The following is an 18,495-nucleotide window of genomic DNA, read 5'->3' on the forward strand; positions in this document are numbered from 1 at the left end:
CCCCTCACTTCGACTGGAGGCGGTCCAGGATCCGCGGGCCCAGGTCGGTCACGTCACCCGCGCCCATGGTGAGAACGAGATCCCCCGGCCCGGCCATTCCCGCGACCACGGCCGGGGCGTCCGCCTTGTCATGCACCGGCGTCACCTCCGCGCCCGCCGCCCGAGCCGCTTCGACGATCAGCTCGCTCGTCACGCCGGGGATCGGGTCCTCGCGCGCCGGATAGATGTCGAGGACGATCGACGCGTCGGCCAGGGACAGTGCCTGGCCCATCTCCCGGCCCAGTTCCTGGGTACGGGAGAAGAGGTGCGGCTGGAAGACGACGAGGATGCGGCCGGCGGCGCCCGCCCGCATCGCCTCCAGGTCGGCGGTCATCTCTGTCGGGTGGTGCGCGTACGAGTCGATGACCTGCACGCCGGCCGCCTCGCCCTTGAGCTGGAGGCGGCGCTTGACTCCGGTGTACGCACCCAGCGCCTCCGCCAGCTCGGCCGCGGGGACGCCGAGCGCCACGCCTGCCACCAGCGCGGCCACCGCGTTGCCCGCGTAGTGCCGGCCGGGCACCGAGACCGTGAAGGTCAGCTCCTCGCCGTCCAGCAGGACCGTGACCTCGCTCTTCAGGCCGTGCGGCACGATCGAGACGATGCGTACGTCCGCGTCCTCGGCCTCGCCGTACGTCACGACCCTGGGCCCACCGGCAACCCGCGACGTCAGCTCCCGCGCGCCCTCGTGGTCCGCCGAGATCACCAGCGTGCCGCCGGGCACGATGCGGCCCGCGAACGTCTCGAAGGACTCGTAGATCTCGTCCATGGAGGCGTAGTTGGCGTGGTGGTCCAGCTCCACGTTCAGCACGATGGCCACCTCGGGCGCGTACTTGTGGAAGCTGCGGTCGCTTTCGTCGGCCTCGGCGACGAAGATCTCACCGTCGCCGTGCAGCGCGTTCGAGCCGGGGGCGTCGAGGTCCCCACCGATCGCGTACGAGGGAGCAAGGCCCAGCTCCGACAGCGACACCGCCAGCATGGACGTGGTCGTCGTCTTGCCGTGCGTACCCGCCACCGCGAGGGGCCGCAGTCCCTCCATCAGCGAGGCGAGGGCGTCCGACCGGTGGACCACCGGGATCCCGAGCTCGGCGGCCCGGGCCAGCTCCGGGTTGTCCGCACGGATCGCGGACGAGACGACCACGCACGTGGCGTCCTCGGCGAGGTGCTCGGCAGCGTGCCCGATGTGCACGGTCGCGCCCAGCGCCCGCAACGCATCCGCGGTCGCGGACTCCTTGGCGTCACTCCCCGCCACCTTGGCCCCACGCTGAGCAAGAATCTTCGCGATCCCCGACATCCCGGCCCCACCGATCCCGATGAAGTGCGGTCGGTCCATGGCGGTAGGAAGGCCGGCTGCCATGCGAGTTTCTCCCAGGGTGCGGTACGACAACGGTTCGCGCCCCGTACGGACGCGGCCCCAGCCTATTCCGTACCTGCACTTACCCACCGGCGGGAGGGGACGTGGGCCGCCGCGTCAGGTGCCCGTCACGCAGTCCTGTCTTGCCGTCAGCCACGATGTGCCCGCACTTGCCCTCCGGCGGGAGGGGTCGTGGGCCGGTGCGTCGTATGCCCGTCGCTCAGGTTCGGTCTCGGAGAACCAGGACCCTGTACCAGCTAAGGGCCGTATGCCCGCCCTGCGACGGGCTGACGCACCGGCCCGCGGCCCCGACTCACGCACGGACCCAAGGGGCGCGGGGCTGTGACATTCGCGGCTCCGCCGCGGGGCGCGAGCAACCACAACGCACCCGCACCCGCACCCGCACCCGCACCCGCACCCGCCAACCGCCGGAGGCACCCGCGGGGAACTGCGCGACCAGCCACGACGGGCCCGCACCCAACAACGAACCCAACCGCCGGAGGCAACCCGCGGCACCGCTACACCTTGCTGTGCGAGAAAAGCTTCAAAACCGGCACCCCCACCTTGTGCCGAGCCCGCGAGGCCCAGTCGCGGTGGAAGAACTCCTCCACGTAGTGGGGATCCGTGAGCACGATCACCTCATCGGCGTCGGCCTCGTCGACAAGGGACTTGAGTGAGTCCAAGGGGTGGTGCTCGATCAACCGCCCCACCGCCTGCGCCCCCGCAGCCCGCAGGGCAACCAGCGAGACGTCGAGGGCCCGCTGCCCCTCACTGACCGCCTGCTCCCCGGCGGGAGCCTCAAGCTCGCGCGCCGCCTCGTCCAGCGAGCCGAGCGCCACGTCGTCGATGGCCCGCAGCAGCCGCGCCGCCTGCTCGCCACGTGGCTGGAGCAGCACGTGGAAGGCGACCTCCTCGTCCCCGTGCAAGCCGGTGACGAACTCCACGTCGGCGGACGTGAGGGCCTTCTCGATCATCAAAACGCTTGTGAACACGACAGGCGCCCCTTCTCCAGTGAGGGCCGTCGTCGGCCCTGCTCCTCCGTGGACCCGTTTCCAGGCCCGCGAAAATCATCCTGCCCCGTACCCGCACGGATACCGCGGGAACTAGTGTGCCCGCGACGGTCAATCGGAACGATCAGTTCCGCCCCGTCACGTCCCAAGTCCAGGCCAGTCACGTCACGTCACGTCACGTCACGTCACGTCACGTCACGTCACGTCACGTCCGACGGTAGCGACTGAACAGAAATCCGGCCTCCTCCAGCAAAGACGTCAGCTCGAACCGCTTCGGCACCGCCACCCGAGGCCCGCCCGCGATCCGCTGCGCGTCCCCCGCCGTCAGCATCGGCGAAACGGTCAGACACAGCTCGTCGAGTACCCCCGCCGCCACCAGCTGACCGAGCAGTCGCGGCCCGCCCTCGGTCAGCAGCCGGTGCAGACCGCGCTCACCCAGGGCGCGTACGGCACGGGCGGGGTCCACCCCCATGCCGTCCCCGGCGATCACCACCTGCGCACCGGCCTTCTCGGCGGCCGCGATCCGGTCGGGAGCCGCCGCGGCCCCTGTGAGCAGCAGCGTGGGCACCAGCGGCGAGGTGAACAGCGGCAGCGTGAAGTCCAGCTCGAGGCTGGCGCTCACCACCGCGATCGCGGGCGCGGGCCCCTGTCCGGCGGCCTCCCGGAGCGCGGCGAAGCCCTCGCGCGCGCGTGCGGGCCGGTACCCCTCCTGTCGTACGGTCTCCGCACCGACCACCACCACATCCGCGAGCCCTCGCAGCGTGCCGAAGATCCGCATGTCGGTGGCGCCGGAGATGGGCTGTGAGCGGCCGTCGTGCTGGGCGGCGCCGTCGAGCGTGGCGACCATGTTGGCCCGCAGCCAGGGCTCGCGGCCGCCAGGACCGTGTTCGGGATACGCGTAGGCCGCGGCCAGCTCGGCCAGGCTCCACTCGCGGTCCGCGTCGCCCCCCGAGGGCGCTGTCTCATCGGTCACAGGGAACAGGCGTCGCATATCGGCAGTGTGGCACGCCCCGTAGAGTGAGTAAGCGTGTCCACTTCCACCGCAGCCTCCGGGACCGGCCCGAGTGCCGATGCGACCCCGCTGTCCCTGTGCGCCCGCGAGCCGCACGTCCCCGCGGACCGGCTGGTCGCCGAGATGGTGCCGCCGCCGCGCTTCGACTCGGTCCGCTTCAGTACGTACATCCCGGACCCGAACCAGCCCAGCCAGAGCGAGGCCGTCAGGGTGCTCGACGGCTTCGCGACCGGGCTCGGCGGAGCGCACGCCGGCAATACAGGCCGGCGCCGCTGGTTCTCCCGGAAGCCGGAGGCCCGGCCGGCCGGCCCGCGCGGTGTCTACCTCGACGGCGGCTACGGCGTCGGCAAGACCCACCTGCTCGCCTCCCTGTGGCACGCGACCCCGGCGGAGCCCGCGCTCAAGGCCTTCGGCACGTTCGTGGAGCTGACGAACCTGGTCGGCGCGCTCGGTTTCCAGCAGACCGTGAAGACGCTGTCCGGTCACCGTCTGCTGTGCATCGACGAGTTCGAGCTCGACGACCCCGGCGACACCGTCCTCGTGTCCACGCTGCTGGGCAAGCTGGTGGAGGCAGGCGTGGCGCTCGCGGCCACCTCGAACACGCTGCCCGGCAAGCTCGGCGAGGGCCGCTTCGCGTCGGCCGACTTCCTCCGCGAGATCCAGGGCCTGTCGGCGCACTTCCGCGCGCTGCGCATCGACGGCGAGGACTACCGCCACCGCGGGCTGCCCGAGGCCCCGCCGCCGTTCTCCGACGAGCTGGTCACCAAGGCGGCGTACGCCACCGAAGGCGCCGCGCTCGACGACTTCCCGCATCTGCTGGCACACCTCGCCCGGGTGCACCCCAGCCGCTACGGCGCACTGACCGACGGCCTGAAGGCGGTGTGCCTCACGGACGTGGGACCGGTCCCGGACCAGTCGACCGCGCTGCGGCTCGTGGTCCTCGCCGACCGGCTGTACGACCGTGAAGTGCCGGTCCTCGCCTCCGGGTTGCCCTTCGACCAGTTGTTCAGCGAGGAGATGCTGAAGGGCGGCTACAGGAAGAAGTACTTCCGGGCCATTTCGCGGCTCACCGCGCTGGCCCGCGACGCCAAGGGTCTCGTGGAGAACGTGGAGAACTGATCCCCGGGAACTCTCACGGGTACCTTTCAGGTTCTCTTCAGGGTGAAACGCTAAGTTAACCCTGCAAACAACTTCCCGCGTTAGCTTGGTTGTTGACGTGAGAAGTCTTGACCGGAGAGCGGCTGAGAGGGGGCGCATGTTACAAGGCACGACGGCCCGGACGCTGTATGGCGTACTCGCCGCCGTCCTACTGGCCCTGCAGCTCTTTGCTCCCACTGTCTCCGTCGCGTCCGCACACCCGACGACCGAATCCGCAGCCGGCGCCGAACCGGCAGGCTGCGGCGAGGGCAAGCATCTCAACGCCGAGACAGCACCCCTGAGGGTCCGCGACCGGCAGCGCTCCGCGGACTCCGCCCAGGAGAATCCGGCGCGCGCCCTGTGCGCCCGGAATCCCGAGGCCGAGCACGGGGACCCGGCACACGCCGTGGCCGCCGCGTCGCTCCGTACACCCAGATGGTCAAGAGCCCACTCCCCGGCGGCACTTCAGGTCTTTCGCTGCTGATCTGACCGCCGGAAACGGACCGTTCACGACCCACCCTCACCACGCCACGTCTGCCGAGCGCGCGACGTGGGGGTCGCCGACGTGCCCGTATGCGCTCTGACTTGTCAACCGACGTGCCGTCACGGCACGCCAGGTACACACCGACGCGCCCCCTCATGGCGCGCCAGGAGGAACTGACACATGCAGCCCCTCATCGATCACGCACGCTCCTTCCGCAAGCAGTCCGCCGAACGCCCGGAGGAGTTCGCCCGCCTCGCCGAAGGCCAGTCCCCGCAGGTGCTGTTCATCACCTGCTCCGACTCGCGGGTCGTCCCGGCCCTGATCACCGGAGCCCGGCCCGGTGAACTCTTCGAACTGCGCACCGCGGGCAACATCGTGCCCCCCTACGCCTCCGAGCAGCCCACCAGCGAGGCTGCCACCATCGAGTACGCGGTGGAAGTCCTCGGGGTCGACGACATCGTCGTCTGCGGCCACTCCCACTGCGGTGCCGTAGGCGCCTTGGTGCGCGACGAGGACCTGACCGCCGTACCCGCCGTCCGCGACTGGCTCGCGCACGCAACGCCCAAGCCGACAGGGGCAGTTGAGGACCCGACCGTTACCGACGCCGTTCAGGGCCACATACTCACGCAGCTGCTCAGGCTCCGCTCGTACCCGTGCGTGGAGCGTCGCCTGGCAGCCGGTCAGCTACGCCTGAGCGGCTGGTTCTACGAGATCCACACCGGCTCCGTACTGGCTCATGACGCCCAGTCCGACGTCTTCACGGAGCTCTGAGGCCAGGATGCTCAACAAGTACCCCTATCTGCGGCAGGACTTCACTGCCTCGCTCGTCGTCTTCCTCGTCGCCCTGCCGCTGTGCGTGGGCGTCGCCGTCGCCTCCGGAGTGCCGGCCGAACTCGGCCTGGTCACCGGCATCGTGGGCGGGCTCGTCACCGGGTTCCTGCCCGGCAGCAGCCTTCAGGTCTCGGGCCCGGCCGCCGGTCTGACCGTGCTGGTCTTCGAGGCCGTACGCGAATTCGGGCTGTCCGTACTCGGTGTCATCGTGCTGGCCACCGGACTGATCCAACTCCTCATGGGCGCCCTGAAGTTGGGGCGTTACTTCCGGGCCATCTCGGTGGCCGTCGTCGAGGGCATGCTGGCCGGCATCGGGCTCGTTCTGATCGCCGGGCAGCTCTACTCGGCGGCGGGCGTGGAAGCCCCCGCCTCCGGTCTGGCCAAGCTGGCCGGGCTGCCGGGGCTGCTCGCCGACTCCGCCATGTCCACCGAGGCGCTGGCCTCGCTCGGTCTCGGGGCCGGCACGATCGCCGTCCTCGTGCTGTGGAAGCACCTGCCGCGACAGGTCCGTACGGTGCCGGGGGCGCTCGGCGCGGTCGCGCTGGCCACGATCGCGGCGCTGGTGTTCTCGCTGCCCGTCGCGACCGTCGAGGTCCAGGGCCTGCTCGACTCGATCCAGCCGCCCGGCCTCGGCGCCTTCGGTGAGCTGGCGAGCGTGGGCCTGTTCGGCACGATCGCGGCCTTCGTACTGATCGCCTCCGCGGAGTCGCTGTTCAGCGCGGCCGCCGTGGACCGGCTGCACGACGGACCGCGCACCGAGTACGACAAGGAGCTGATGGCGCAGGGCGCGGGCAACACCGTATGCGGTGTGCTGGGCGCGTTGCCGATGACCGCGGTGATCGTGCGCAGCTCGGCGAACGTCGCGGCGGGCGCGAAGACCAAGGCGTCCCGGGTGCTGCACGGCGTATGGCTGCTGCTGTTCGCGGCGCTGCTGCCCGCGGTGCTCGCCTACATTCCGCTGTCGGCGCTCGCGGGCATCCTGGTGCACGCGGGCTGGAAGCTCATCCCGCTGCGGGGGATCGCGTCGATGTGGCGTGAGCACCGGGGCGAGGCGCTGATCCTGATCGTCACGGCTGTGTCGATCGTCGCGGTGAACATGTTCGAGGGCGTCCTCATCGGACTCGCCCTGGCCGTCGCCAAGACGGCCTGGGAGGCCTCGCACATCAAGCTGGAGATCATCGACAAGGGGGCGGGTCCGGTACAGGCGTACCTGTCCGGCAACGCCACCTTCCTGCGACTGCCGAAGATCCTCGACAACCTGGAGGCGCTGCCCCAGGACCGGCCGGTGGAGCTGGACCTGTCCGGACTGCACCACCTGGACCACGCCTGCCGTACCGCCCTGGAGAACTGGGCCGAGCGGCACAGCGCGACGGGAACGGAGCCGGTGAAGGTCAACACTCCGTAACCGGCCCTCACGCGCGATCAAGAACCTGGTCCGAGGCTCGACCGAGTCTCGGACCGGGCATATCGTGAAAGAAGTTACTTAAGCGGCGACTCGGACGACTCAAACGACAGGGGGTCGTCACCATGCTTGAGGAGTTGCTGGCCGCAGGCATCGCGGCCGGAAGCGCGGGACTGGTGTACTTCGCGGCAGCGGCCCGCATCGTCAGGCAGTACGAGCGGGGTGTGGTCCTGCGGCTCGGGCGGCTGCTCGGTGACCCGCGCCCGCCCGGCTTCACCATGATCATCCCCGGCATCGACAAGCTGCAGAAGGTGAACATGCAGATCGTGACGATGCCCGTGCCGGCCCAGGAGGGCATCACACGGGACAACGTCACGGTGCGGGTCGACGCGGTCGTCTACTTCAAGGTGATCGACGCGGCCAGCGCGATCATCCGCGTCGAGGACTACCGCTTCGCGGTCTCCCAGATGGCGCAGACCTCACTGCGCTCGATCATCGGCAAGAGCGACCTCGACGACCTCCTGTCCAACCGCGAGAAACTCAACCAGGGCCTGGAGCTGATGATCGACAGCCCGGCCGTCGGCTGGGGCGTACAGGTCGACCGCGTCGAGATCAAGGACGTATCGCTGCCGGAGACGATGAAGCGGTCGATGGCCCGCCAGGCCGAGGCCGACCGGGAGCGCCGCGCCCGGATCATCAACGCCGACGCGGAACTCCAGGCCTCGAAGAAGCTGTCACAGGCCGCCGGAGTGATGGCCGAACAGCCCGCCGCGCTCCAACTCCGGCTGCTGCAAACTGTGGTGGCGGTCGCCGCCGAGAAGAACTCCACGCTGGTGCTGCCGTTCCCGGTGGAGCTGCTGCGGTTCCTGGAGCGGGCGCAGCAGGGCGCTCCGGCGCTTGGCGAAGGGGGGCGGGGGGAGCCTGCGACTCCCTCGCAGTCCGCGACTGCCGCGCCGTCCGGTTCGCCTGACGATCAGTCACCGCCCGACTCGCTCAGGTCCCCCGGGTCGCCCGAGGCGCCCGAGGCGCAGGGGTCACGCGAGCCGCTCGGATCCCCCGCGTCGCCCGACGATCAGTGAGACCCCACGCTACGCGCGTGGTTCACGCCGCCCCCACCGCGTGATACACACGTGCGGGTCATAGTCCTGTCCGCCAACAGGAAGGCCCCCCATGTCCACCACACGACGCCAAGTACTCGCCCGCTCCGGTGCCCTGGGAGCGGGCATCGCGTTCTCCGGCGCCCTGTCCGAACTCTTCGTCGGTACTACGGCCACCGCGCTCGGCCACTCCGGATACGGCCCCCTCGTCCCCGACCCGAAGGGCCTGCTCGACCTGCCGAAGGGTTTCCGCTACCGCGTGCTGTCCCGCGAGGGCGACGAACTCCGCTCCGGCGAGGGCAAGGTGCCCAGCAACCACGACGGCATGGCCGCCTTCGCCGGACGTTCCGCGGACAGGCACTCAGGCCGCGTCCACCTGGTCCGCAACCACGAGAACCGCAACACCGCGAAGCTCGCCGTCCCGACGGTCAAGGGGCTGACGTACGACCCGGAGGGCAAGGGCGGCTGTACGACGCTGACGCTCGACGCGCGCGGGAAGGTGCTCGAGGAATGCGTCGCGATCGCCGGTACCGCCGTCAACTGCGCGGGCGGACCGACCCCTTGGGGCACCTGGCTGACCTGCGAGGAGACCGAGGACAAGGCCGGCACGAACGGCTACACCAAGGACCACGGCTTCATCTTCGAGGTCGACCCGGCGGACCCGCACCGCACCGGCGCCGTGCCCCTCACCGCGATGGGCCGCTTCCAGCACGAGGCGATCGCCGTCGACCCGAAGCGCGGCATCGTCTACGAGACCGAGGACGCCTTCGAGAAGCCCTTCGGCCTCTTCTACCGCTTCCTGCCCAACAAGCCTGAGGGCGGCCGCGGTTCGCTCCGCGCGGGCGGCCGGCTCCAGGCGATGCGCGTGCCCGGCGTACCGGACCTGTCCAAGATCCAGGAGACGGGCGCCACCTTCGACGGCATCGAGTGGGCGGACGTACCGGACCCGCTCGCCGCCCAAACCCCCATCCGCCTCCAGGACTTCGGCCCCAAGGGCATCACCCACGCCCAGAAACTGGAGGGCTGCTACTGGGGCGGCCGGAGCGTCTACTTCGTCTCGTCCTTCGCCCGCAGCGACGAAGGCTCCGCCGCCGACCACTACGGCCAGATCTGGCGTTACGACCCTGCCGCCCGCCAACTCACCTTGGTGATCGTCTTCGGCCCCGACACCGACGTACAACTCCCTGGCGAGTCCCCCGACAACATCGCCCTCGCCCCCTCCGGCGGCCTGATGGTCTGCGAGGACGGCGAAGGCGCCCAGCACGTGTACGGCGTGACGCGGCGCGGAGAGGTGTACGCGATGGCCCGCAACCGCCAGAACGTGGGTACGCCCGAGGAGCCGGAGTGGGGCGAGTTCGCGGGCGTCACCTTCTCGCCGGACGGCAAGACGATGTATGTGAACTGCTACGCGCCGGGAACGACGTTCGCGGTGACGGGTCCCTGGCGTAGGTAGCCCCGCCCCGCCATGCGGTGCCGAGCGCGGGCAGTCGGCGGCTTGAACCTGTCGATTCATCACCCCTGCTGCTGAAAGCGATCGAATCCTCGTGTTGGACGGCGAAAACGTCGAGGTGGAGGCTGGGCCGTACCGAATGAACCCCCAGGAGCCCCAGGAGGAACCTCCATGCAGACACGCAACCTCGGCGAGGTACAGGTCGGCGCGATCGGTCTGGGCGCCATGCCGATGTCCATCGAGGGGCGCCCCGACGAGCGGCGTTCCGTCGCGACGATCCACGCCGCGCTGGAGGCGGGCGTGACCTTGATCGACACGGCGGACGCCTATCACCGGGACGCGAACGAGGTCGGTCACAACGAGTCCTTGATCGCCCGGGCGGTCGCCGAGTACGGCGGCGACACGTCTGACGTACTGATCGCGACGAAGGGCGGTCACCTGCGTCCGGGCGACGGCTCGTGGACACTGAACGGCTCGCCGGAGTACCTGAAGAAGGCCTGCGACGCGTCGCTGGAGCGGCTCGGTGTCGAGGCCATCGGCCTCTACCAGTTCCACCGGCCCGACCCGAGGGTCCCGTACGCGGAGTCGGTCGGGGCGATTCGCGATCTGCTGGACGCGGGCAAGATCCGCTTCGCGGGCATCTCGAACGCCGACCCCGACCAGATCCGGTTGGCCAACGAGATCCTCGGTGGCCGGCTGGTGAGCGTACAGAACCAGTTCTCGCCCGCTTTCCGCTCCAGCGAGCGGGAGTTGGAACTGTGCGCGGAACTCGGCATCGCGTTCCTGCCGTGGAGCCCGCTGGGCGGCATCGCCCAGGCCGGCGAGCTGGGCTCGCGGTTCGCCGCGTTCGCGGACGTGGCGCAGGCGCACGGGGTGAGCCCGCAGCAGGTGTGCCTGGCGTGGATGCTCGCGAAGGCGCCGGTGGTGATCCCGATTCCGGGCTCCTCCCGGCCGGAGACGATCCGCGACTCGGTCGCCGCGGCCGAGCTGACGCTGTCGGCCGAGGAGCTGTCCCGCCTGGACGCGGTTGCCTCCGGCGGTTGAGCGGTTGGGTTCGTTGTCGACTGACGGTTCGTCGTGGCTGGTCGCGCGAACACTGAGCGCCCCCAACTACGTGAGCAAGGCGCATAGTTGGGGGCCTCTTGCTTGTGTGGAGTAATTGTCAAGAGCTGTGGATCGGCTGACTGGTGATCAGGCTGCGTCGGTCTCGGGTCGCTCGAACAGGGGGCCGTTCGCGAATCGCCCGACAAGCGTCGAATTGCCCGAGCCGCTGGTGCTGTCGTTTTCTATGAGCACGAGGGCTTGGCCTGGGTGAGCTCACAGATCCGGCGATGCCGTGCGTCCATGCGGCGGCCGAGCATCCCTCACGTCGACCAGCCGGGGCGCACCGCGCTCTCGGGGCTCCGGCGTGGCCATCCCCGTCCGTACGAGCCCGAGGATCTCCTCGTCGCTCAGGCCGAGTTCGCGCGATGCGCTGACCAAGGTGTCCACGTAGGTGAGGAGGCGGGCGCGGGCCGACGTGCCCTGGTTGTCCAGGACGACCGCGCCGCGCCCACGGCGGAGCTCGATCATGCCCTCGTTGCGGAGACGCTGGTAGCCGCGGAGAACCGTGTGGATGTTGACATCGAGGGACTCAGCGAGCGCGCGGGCGGAGGGGAGGCGGTCGCCGGGGGCCACCTCGCCGTCGGCGATCGCGAGCCGGACCCGCGCGGCGATCTGGTCGCCGAGCGGGGTGGCGGAGCCGGTGTCGACCCGGATGAGCATGTCAGTGCCTCACGGTGGTGCGGAGCAGGGAGTTGAGGAGGGCTGCGGCCGTCGCGGAGTCGTCGACGGTGACGGCGAATTCGCGACCGCTGGTGCGCCGTACTACCAGGGCCTCACCGGAGCGCACCACTACACCGGTGGCGTCGGGGCGGATGCGGTAGCCCCAGCCGCCGAAGTCCGCAGCCGGGCGGATGTCGCGGCTCACGGCCAGGTCCATCTCGGCGAGCGGGACCCGGGTGCGGGGCCATGGTGCCACGGCGGGTGACACGGTCAGGCCGCGCGGGCCCGCGGTGACCTGGAGCCGGGAGGCGCCGAGCATGAGCAGCCCGAGGAGCAGAAGCGGTACGGCGACCGCCCATCCCACAGGCGGGAGCAGCACACAGCCGACGGCAGCCACCAGCAGGCCGAGGAGTTGGGCAGGGCGGGAGGAAACGGTACGGGTCCAGCCCACGATCTCGCCCTCGGCGAGGGCGGGGCCGAGGACGGGGGCGTTCCCGGCGGTCGACAGCCGCCCGCTGTCGGGCAGGCGTAGCGCCCGCGCGGTCAGCCATCCTGCCCCGGCCGCCGCCGCGCCCGCCGCCGCGGCGGCGGCCATGTGCCACAGCGGCATCCTGGTGGCGGTGGCGTTCCCGCCTGCGTCGGCGTTTACGAGCAGCACCGAGGCAAGGGCCCCGCCGAGCAGCCCGGCGAGCCCGTACCCGATGGTGAGCGCCCAGCGGGTGAACGCTCCGCGGGCCGCGCAGATCCCGGTGAACAGCGCGCCGGTCCCGGTGAGCGCCCCGACGCAGGCGGCCAGGAACCAGGTGGTGCTGGTGAAGCGGTCGGGTGTGGTGCCCGCGAAGTGGATGGCGAGCGGGTCGGGCAGCCGGTCGCGCACGACGGCGAACAGGGTCAGGTCGGCGATGAGCGCGACGGTGAACGGAAGTGCGGCCAGCGCGGCGAGGGTGCCGCGTCCTGCGGAGCGAGTCATTTTTACCCCCTTGTTCGCGTCATACTAGAACAACTTTCGGAGGTGGTGCCAGTGTGCCGCTCACCGGCTTCAGGGGCGATAGTCCGAGCAATTGCCAAAACCTGCAGGTCAGTTGAAGTTGTTCAGGCTGCGTGAGCTTCGGAGCGTTCGATCATCTGACCGTGCTCGAAGCGGGCGCCGGACCGCACCAGGGCGACCAGATGGGATGCCGTTCACGGCCCGCCAGCGGACCTGGGCGGACTCGACCAGCTTGAACACCATGGCCAGGGCTGTGGCCGCACTGCCGGCCCCCCCGGGTGGCCTTCGTCCGCAGCCGGACCGTCGCGCGGCTTCCAGCGCGGCGGCAAGCATCCTCCGGGCGCCCTCGCGGACGATCTCGTCGATCAGGGAGCCGTTAGGAGTGGCGCCGTCGGCATTGACTACGCCTGAGCACGGGCGTGCCTTCCCGACCCGCGCTGCGAACGCGGGCCTGCGTGCCGGGGGCCAGTGTCAGGTCGACTCCGCGCAGGACCAGGGGCCGCCGAGGCCATAGCGGCGACCGACTCCCTCAAGCAACCACTCGCGGTTCATGCGGGCCATCGTCGCCCATACGTTCGGCCATGCGCAGAAGAACCGATCTTGCGCCTGGCAGACTTGAGGGCGTGAGCAGCGAGCAGACGGCCACCTCGGGTGGCGGGGTCGGTGGTGAGGACAGTCCCTTCCGTCATGAGTTGACCCACCGCGACAAGGCGCCTCAGTACGTGCTGCCGTTGGTCGTACGTATCGAGCGGAGCGAGCCCCCGGCGCGTACGGACGCGCTCGAAACCGCTGCCCGCGCCGTTCTGGTGATGCTCAGCGACGAGCGGTCGCAAGGGGACGGGGAGTGGGCGCAGGCCATGCGGGACTGGCAGGACGCCCGGATCCGCAAGGTGGTGCGGCGGGCGCGGGGCGCCGAGTGGCGACGGGCCGAAGCCCTGCCCGGCATCACGGTCACCGGCAGGTCGGCCGAGGTCCGCGTCTTTCCGCCGGTCCCGCTGGACGGCTGGCCCAAGGACCTGGCCCGCCTTCAAGTCTCCGGGACGGAACTCGACGACCCGGAAACACCAGGGGACCCCGACCCGACGGCCCCCGTGCTCTGGATGAGCCCCGATGTCGACATGTCGGCCGGTAAGGCCATGGCCCAGGCCGGTCACGGCGCCCAGCTCGCCTGGTGGGAACTCCCCGACGAGGCCCGCAAAGCCTGGAGCGACGCCGGCTTTCCCCTCTCGGTCCGCACCGCGCGTCCCGCCCTGTGGGCCCAACTCACCACGAGCGGGCTCCCGTTGGTACGCGACGCGGGCTTCACGGAGATCGCGCCCGGGCTGACGGTCGCCGTCGAGGGATACGACCGGGCCGGCGCCCTGCCGGAACGCGTGCGCCGACCGGTCACCTGGCGCCGAGACGGATCGAACAGCATCACTTGAACCGGATCAGGTGTCCTGCTGATGACAGCACCGCGCCGCGTGCGGCCACTGCGTGAACGACCCGTTCTCGCGCTCCACCAACAACCGCCGGCCCTGTGGCAGCACTCCGCGTGGCCGCAGCCCGGTCAGGCTCGCGGTCGTGTAGGCGGCGCTCAGGCTGGCGAGGTCGCGGACGATGCCGATGCTGAACAGGGACTGGGTCTCGGCGATGGCCTCGTGGTCGCCCGCCCGTATGACGACCCGCAGATCGGGTGCGACGGCCCGTGCGGCCACGGCCACCGCGATGTTGTCCAGGTCGTCGGAGGCGACGGCGGCCATGGCCTGGGCCGTGTCGAGGCCGAGCTTCCGCAGTACGAACCTGTCCCGGGCGTCGGCGACGACGACGGGGATCCCGAGTGCCTTCGCCAGCCGGAGGTTGGGGGCCGCCGGGTTGCGTTCCACCGCGATCACACCGAGGCCTAGCGCCTGCAACCGGGTGCACAGCCGGAGCCCGACCTGTCCGAAGCCGACGACCACGACGTGGCCCGCCCGGGGAAGCGCCCTGGGGCCCACCATGCCGATCGAGCGCGGGGCCAGCAGGCGGTCGACCATTCCGGCGGTGAAGACGGCGGTGAACACGATGGTGATCAGCATGGCGAAACTGCTGAACACCAGGTAGGCGGTCCCGCCGTGCGCGGCCGCTGGGCCGACGGTCGCCAGGATGCGCGCCGCTTCGAAGAGGGCTTCCACCGGCGACCGGTGGTTGAGGGTGACGGCCCAGATCCAGTCCGCCAACAGCACCGCGAAGAGACCGGCAAGTCCGGTCAGCATGATCCGTGAGCTGCCGTCGTGGGGCCGTAGCTGGCCTCTGATCTTGCCGAGGCGGGCCCGGTATCGCAGGGAGCGCGGCGGCCGGTACGGCTCGAGACGTACGGCTTCCTCGCCCCAGCGGGCGCCGACATGCCCCGAGGGCGTCCCGTGGAGCGCCAGCAACTCGGGCTGGAGACAGGCCGCCAGCAGGACGGGGGCGGCGACATCGGCCGGTGAGGTCACCCGGCAGTTGGGAACCGTGCTCTCGAGCTGGCCCGCGACCGTCCGGTCGAAGACCGTCACCACCAGGGCGACGCCCGGACGGATGTGCTCGACGGCGAGCGCGTAGCGCAGGGACTCGGCGTCGTCGTCGAAGAGGACCGCGACGCCGGCCACATTCCGGTCCAGGGCCTTGCGCAGTTCGTCGTCCGTGGGCTGGGTCAGGTGGCACACGTCGTTCTCCGCCGACTGCAGAGAACCGCAGACCCTGCGCGCCGCATCGCCGCCGATCACGACGTAGTACTGCTGCTCCGCCTCGCCCTCAGAGAACGAAGACGCAGTCATCTGAGCGGTACGGGTCGCAGTCGAGGCATCGGAGCGTCTGGCAGCCACCGCATCGGGTGAGCGATCGCCCGCAGTGGCATGTGGGGTCACTCGGATCCTCGGATTCCTGGTCCACATCCGGTCGGCGGCGGGTGCCGGCGGTTCCCGGCACGGGACGACTGCTGGCGAAGCTCATGGACTACTCCCATCGGGGTGGAGCGCGGTTGGCGGGGCACGGTGACACGGCGCGGGCGCATACAAACAGCCGAGAGCAGTACGGGATTGAAGGCTCCCTTGGCGGCGGAGCAGGCCGAACTCGTCGGCGAAGCTGGGCGGGGATCACCCGCGCGGATTGCCGCAACACCGAACGTAGGGCGATCCCGTCTCTCCCGCTATGAGCAGATGTCACGCCCCTGACTCCCTCGAGTCCGACAGATGCTCAAGGGCCGTGGCGCATACCGGGGCACCCGCCGCCAGTCTCCCCGCGGCGTTCAGCGGTTGACCGCGAAGACCGTGCCGCTGTCGTTGCCGACGTACACCGTGCCGCCGGACGCCGCGGGTGAGGAGCGGATGTCCGCGCCGGTGCGGTGCCTCCACCGCTGTTTGCCCGTGGCCTTGTGCACGGCGTAAAGGTTGCCGCTCTTGCTGCCCACGTACACGGTGTCGCCCAGGACCGTGGGTGAGGAGTAGACGATGCTGCCGATGGTGAACTTCCACCTCTGCTTCCCGGTGAGGGCGTCGACCGCGTACAGATGGCCGTCGTCGCTCCCCACGTAGACGACTCCGTCGGACACCGCGGGCGAGGAGCCCACGCCGCCCCGGGTGGCGAAGGTCCAAAGGCGTTCGCCGGTATCGCAGTTGACGGCGTAGAGGTTGCCGTCGTAGCTGCCCGCGTAGACGACGCGATCGGCGATCGCCGGTGAGGACTTGACGTCGCCGTCCGTATCGAAGGCCCAGGCTCGTTCTCCGGTAGCCGCGTCGATGCCGTACAGCCGGGAGTCCTCACTGCCGACGACGACCTTGCCCCAAGCGACCACCGGGGAGGAACGGATCCGGCCCTCGGCGGCGAACGCCCACTTCCGGTCGCCGGAACGGGCGCCCACCGCGTACAGCCGGCCGTCGTCACTGCCCGCGTAGACCACTCCCCCGGCGACCACGGGTGAGGAGTTGACCTCTCCACGAGCGCTGAACTGCCAGCGCTGGTCGCCGGTCTTCACGTCGACGGCATAGAGGTGGTAATCCGCGCTGCCGAAGTAGGCGAGGCCCCCGGCCACGGCGGGACAGGTGTAGACGCCGTTGCCGGTGCTGAACGCCCAGCGTCGTTTGCCGGTTTCGGCGTCCAGGGCGTACATGCTGCCGTCCTTGCTGCCGGCGAACACCAGCCCGCCCGCGGCGAGAAGGGCGGGCGCGACCGGGCCTCCGGTGCTGTACGCCCATCTCTGGCTGCCCGGAGTCGGGGCGGCCGCCGGGTCGTTGAGGGGGTCGTTGCCCGTGCTCTTGTCGGAGTCGTCCTGGTCGCCGAGCCCCAGCAGGTAGGAGCCCACGCCGAGGGCGGCGACGGCGCCCGCTCCGGTGAGTGCGATCAGCACGCGGCGACGGGTGGGCGTACCGGGGTCGCGGTCTCCTCCGCCGCCCGGAAGCGGTCCGCCGGTCGGATGTGGTCCGCCGGTCGGGAGTTGCCCGCTCCCCGACGGCCACGGCGACGGATGGCCCGACGTCCCGAGTGGTGACGGTTGCGGTCTCAGCCCCGCGTCCGTCCAGGTGGGTGGACCGCTCGGGGGTACAGGGCCGGGGGCGCCCGGACCGGGATACCGCGGGCCCTCGGGCGAGACGACGGTCGGTCTCCGGAGCGCCTCGGGTGCCCCCGCCGTATGCCCGGACGGCTCCTGCGGCAGGCGGGGATCCACCGCGACGCCGGCTCCGGCAGCCCCGGCTGTCGCGGCCCGCGGGCCCGTCGGTGACACCTGGCGGCCCGCGCCGGCCTCCTCGGCCCGCCGCACCGAGGCGGCCACGGGCGCGGGCAGCCAGGCCCCGCCGTGCAGGGCGACGGTGACGGTGTCCTTTCCGTACGGGCCGTACTGGCCGGAGGCCGCCGCGGGCGCCGCAAGGATCCGGCGGGCGAACTCCGTGAGCAGTTCCGCGACCGTGGGCCGGCGTGCCGGATCCTTCTCAAGGCAGTCGGCAAGGAGCGGGCGCAGCCCTGCCGGCACCGAGGACAGATCGGGCTCGTCGTGGACCACGCCGAAGCCGATCCCGGCCCCGGGGCTGGAGCTGAAGGGCCCTTCGCCGCAGGCCGCGTACACGAGCACGCTCGCGAGGGCGAACACATCGGCGGGCGTACCGGCGCGCCCACCCGTCAGCTGCTCGGGCGACATGAACGCGGGCGTGCCGACGACGACTCCGCTGCGGGTCAGCGAACTCGAACCGGCGCTGATCGCGATCCCGAAGTCGATCACCTTGGGCCCGTCGGGAGCCAGCAGCACATTGGAGGGCTTCAGATCCCGGTGGACGAGGCCCGCGGCATGGATGGCCTGGAGCGCCTCGCTCAGCCCGGCGCCCAGCGCGAGCACCGAGGATTCGGGCAGCGGTCCGTGCCGCGCGATGGTGGCGTCCAGCGAGATACCCGCGACATGGACGGTGGCGAGCCACGGCGGGTCCCCGTACGGATCCGCGTCGACGACCGCGGCCGTGAACGCCCCGCTGACAGCCCGGGCGGCAGCCGCCTCCCGGGCGAACCGCTGTCGGAACTCGGGGTCGTCGGTGAATTCGGGCCGGATGGTCTTGACGGCGACCGCACGCCCGCCCGGTGACCGCCCCAGATAGACGCGCCCCATCCCGCCGGCTCCGAGGCGCCCCATGATGCGGTACGGCCCCACCTGCCGCGGGTCGCTGTTTTCCAACGGCTGTGCCATGGGCCCCCCTGAACCAGCCGGAGGGCGTGTTGCTCCCCGGATGTCTGTGCCGTCCATGATGTCCGGCAGGCGCGGAATACGCACCTCACTGTGCGCTCGGACGCGGGCGGAGTATGGGTGGGTTCCACGGGGCTACGCCCCTGGGATCCCGTCGGGGTTCCGCCCCGAGCCCCGTTTCGGGGGCCGGCCCCCGGGCCCCCGGGTCCGGACCCCCGGCCCCAGGACCCCCGGCCCTCCGCTCCCCGAGCCTCCGGTCCTCGAA

Annotated in this window: 15 protein-coding genes and 1 pseudogene; 8 read left to right on the plus strand and 8 right to left on the minus strand. The window is 70.8% G+C overall.

The annotated features are described in order from the left end of the window. Positions 1-4 precede the first annotated feature (4 nt). From murC to OHT21_RS10510, 3 genes are all read right to left on the minus strand, one after another. Positions 5-1,393, minus strand: coding sequence for a UDP-N-acetylmuramate--L-alanine ligase (gene murC, locus OHT21_RS10500; RefSeq protein ID WP_328767995.1), 1,389 nt, complete (start codon positions 1,391-1,393; stop codon positions 5-7). A gap of 515 nt (positions 1,394-1,908) precedes the next feature. Then, positions 1,909-2,382 (minus strand): indole-3-glycerol phosphate synthase, encoded by a 474-nt coding sequence (locus tag OHT21_RS10505; RefSeq protein WP_328767996.1) that lies wholly within the window; start codon positions 2,380-2,382, stop codon positions 1,909-1,911. A gap of 223 nt (positions 2,383-2,605) precedes the next feature. Continuing rightward, positions 2,606-3,391: a pyrimidine reductase family protein gene (locus tag OHT21_RS10510; RefSeq protein WP_328767997.1), complete on the minus strand. Its 786-nt coding sequence runs from the start codon at positions 3,389-3,391 to the stop codon at positions 2,606-2,608. A gap of 36 nt (positions 3,392-3,427) precedes the next feature. Between OHT21_RS10510 and zapE the strand changes: the two genes are divergently transcribed. The 7 genes from zapE to OHT21_RS10545 all read left to right on the plus strand — a co-directional run bounded on the left by zapE (position 3,428) and on the right by OHT21_RS10545 (position 10,857). After that, the gene (zapE, locus tag OHT21_RS10515; protein ID WP_328767998.1) at positions 3,428-4,531 is read left to right on the plus strand and encodes a cell division protein ZapE; all 1,104 of its coding nucleotides are present in this window, start codon (positions 3,428-3,430) and stop codon (positions 4,529-4,531) included. A 136-nt stretch (positions 4,532-4,667) separates the two neighbouring features. Then, positions 4,668-5,033 carry a hypothetical protein gene (locus OHT21_RS10520; RefSeq protein ID WP_328767999.1) on the plus strand — a complete coding sequence of 122 codons (366 nt, stop codon included), beginning with the start codon at positions 4,668-4,670 and terminating at the stop codon, positions 5,031-5,033. Positions 5,034-5,213: 180 nt separating this feature from the next. After that, on the plus strand, positions 5,214-5,804 hold the full coding sequence (locus OHT21_RS10525; RefSeq protein WP_328768000.1) for a carbonic anhydrase: 591 nt from the start codon (positions 5,214-5,216) through the stop codon (positions 5,802-5,804). Positions 5,805-5,811: 7 nt separating this feature from the next. Beyond that, positions 5,812-7,269, plus strand: a complete 1,458-nt coding sequence (locus OHT21_RS10530; protein ID WP_328768001.1) for a SulP family inorganic anion transporter — start codon at positions 5,812-5,814, stop codon at positions 7,267-7,269. A 122-nt stretch (positions 7,270-7,391) separates the two neighbouring features. Next, a complete protein-coding gene (locus OHT21_RS10535) occupies positions 7,392-8,345 on the plus strand; it encodes an SPFH domain-containing protein (RefSeq protein WP_328768002.1) in 954 nt (317 codons plus the stop codon). Between the two features lie 91 nt (positions 8,346-8,436). After that, positions 8,437-9,816 carry a PhoX family protein gene (locus OHT21_RS10540; RefSeq protein WP_328768003.1) on the plus strand — a complete coding sequence of 460 codons (1,380 nt, stop codon included), beginning with the start codon at positions 8,437-8,439 and terminating at the stop codon, positions 9,814-9,816. A 168-nt stretch (positions 9,817-9,984) separates the two neighbouring features. Next, positions 9,985-10,857 carry an aldo/keto reductase gene (locus OHT21_RS10545; RefSeq protein WP_328768004.1) on the plus strand — a complete coding sequence of 291 codons (873 nt, stop codon included), beginning with the start codon at positions 9,985-9,987 and terminating at the stop codon, positions 10,855-10,857. A 273-nt stretch (positions 10,858-11,130) separates the two neighbouring features. Here the strand turns inward: OHT21_RS10545 and OHT21_RS10550 are convergent, their stop codons facing one another. The 3 genes and pseudogenes from OHT21_RS10550 to OHT21_RS10560 all read right to left on the minus strand — a co-directional run. Next, positions 11,131-11,577 (minus strand): GntR family transcriptional regulator, encoded by a 447-nt coding sequence (locus OHT21_RS10550; RefSeq protein ID WP_443050338.1) that lies wholly within the window; start codon positions 11,575-11,577, stop codon positions 11,131-11,133. Position 11,578: 1 nt separating this feature from the next. After that, positions 11,579-12,547 (minus strand): DUF1648 domain-containing protein, encoded by a 969-nt coding sequence (locus tag OHT21_RS10555; protein WP_328768005.1) that lies wholly within the window; start codon positions 12,545-12,547, stop codon positions 11,579-11,581. 122 nt (positions 12,548-12,669) lie between these two features. Beyond that, positions 12,670-12,872 (minus strand): annotated as a pseudogene (locus OHT21_RS10560) (IS256 family transposase); the annotation flags it as partial. A 274-nt stretch (positions 12,873-13,146) separates the two neighbouring features. Here OHT21_RS10560 and OHT21_RS10565 point away from each other — a divergent pair. Then, the gene (locus OHT21_RS10565; RefSeq protein WP_443050339.1) at positions 13,147-13,989 is read left to right on the plus strand and encodes a peptidyl-tRNA hydrolase; all 843 of its coding nucleotides are present in this window, start codon (positions 13,147-13,149) and stop codon (positions 13,987-13,989) included. A gap of 6 nt (positions 13,990-13,995) precedes the next feature. Here the strand turns inward: OHT21_RS10565 and OHT21_RS10570 are convergent, their stop codons facing one another. After that, positions 13,996-15,342 carry an NAD-binding protein gene (locus tag OHT21_RS10570; protein ID WP_328768007.1) on the minus strand — a complete coding sequence of 449 codons (1,347 nt, stop codon included), beginning with the start codon at positions 15,340-15,342 and terminating at the stop codon, positions 13,996-13,998. 470 nt (positions 15,343-15,812) lie between these two features. After that, positions 15,813-18,233: a serine/threonine-protein kinase gene (locus OHT21_RS10575; RefSeq protein WP_328768008.1), complete on the minus strand. Its 2,421-nt coding sequence runs from the start codon at positions 18,231-18,233 to the stop codon at positions 15,813-15,815. Positions 18,234-18,495: the final 262 nt, after the last annotated feature.

This window comes from Streptomyces sp. NBC_00286 (assembly GCF_036173125.1).
In the GTDB taxonomy this organism is placed as follows: domain Bacteria; phylum Actinomycetota; class Actinomycetes; order Streptomycetales; family Streptomycetaceae; genus Streptomyces.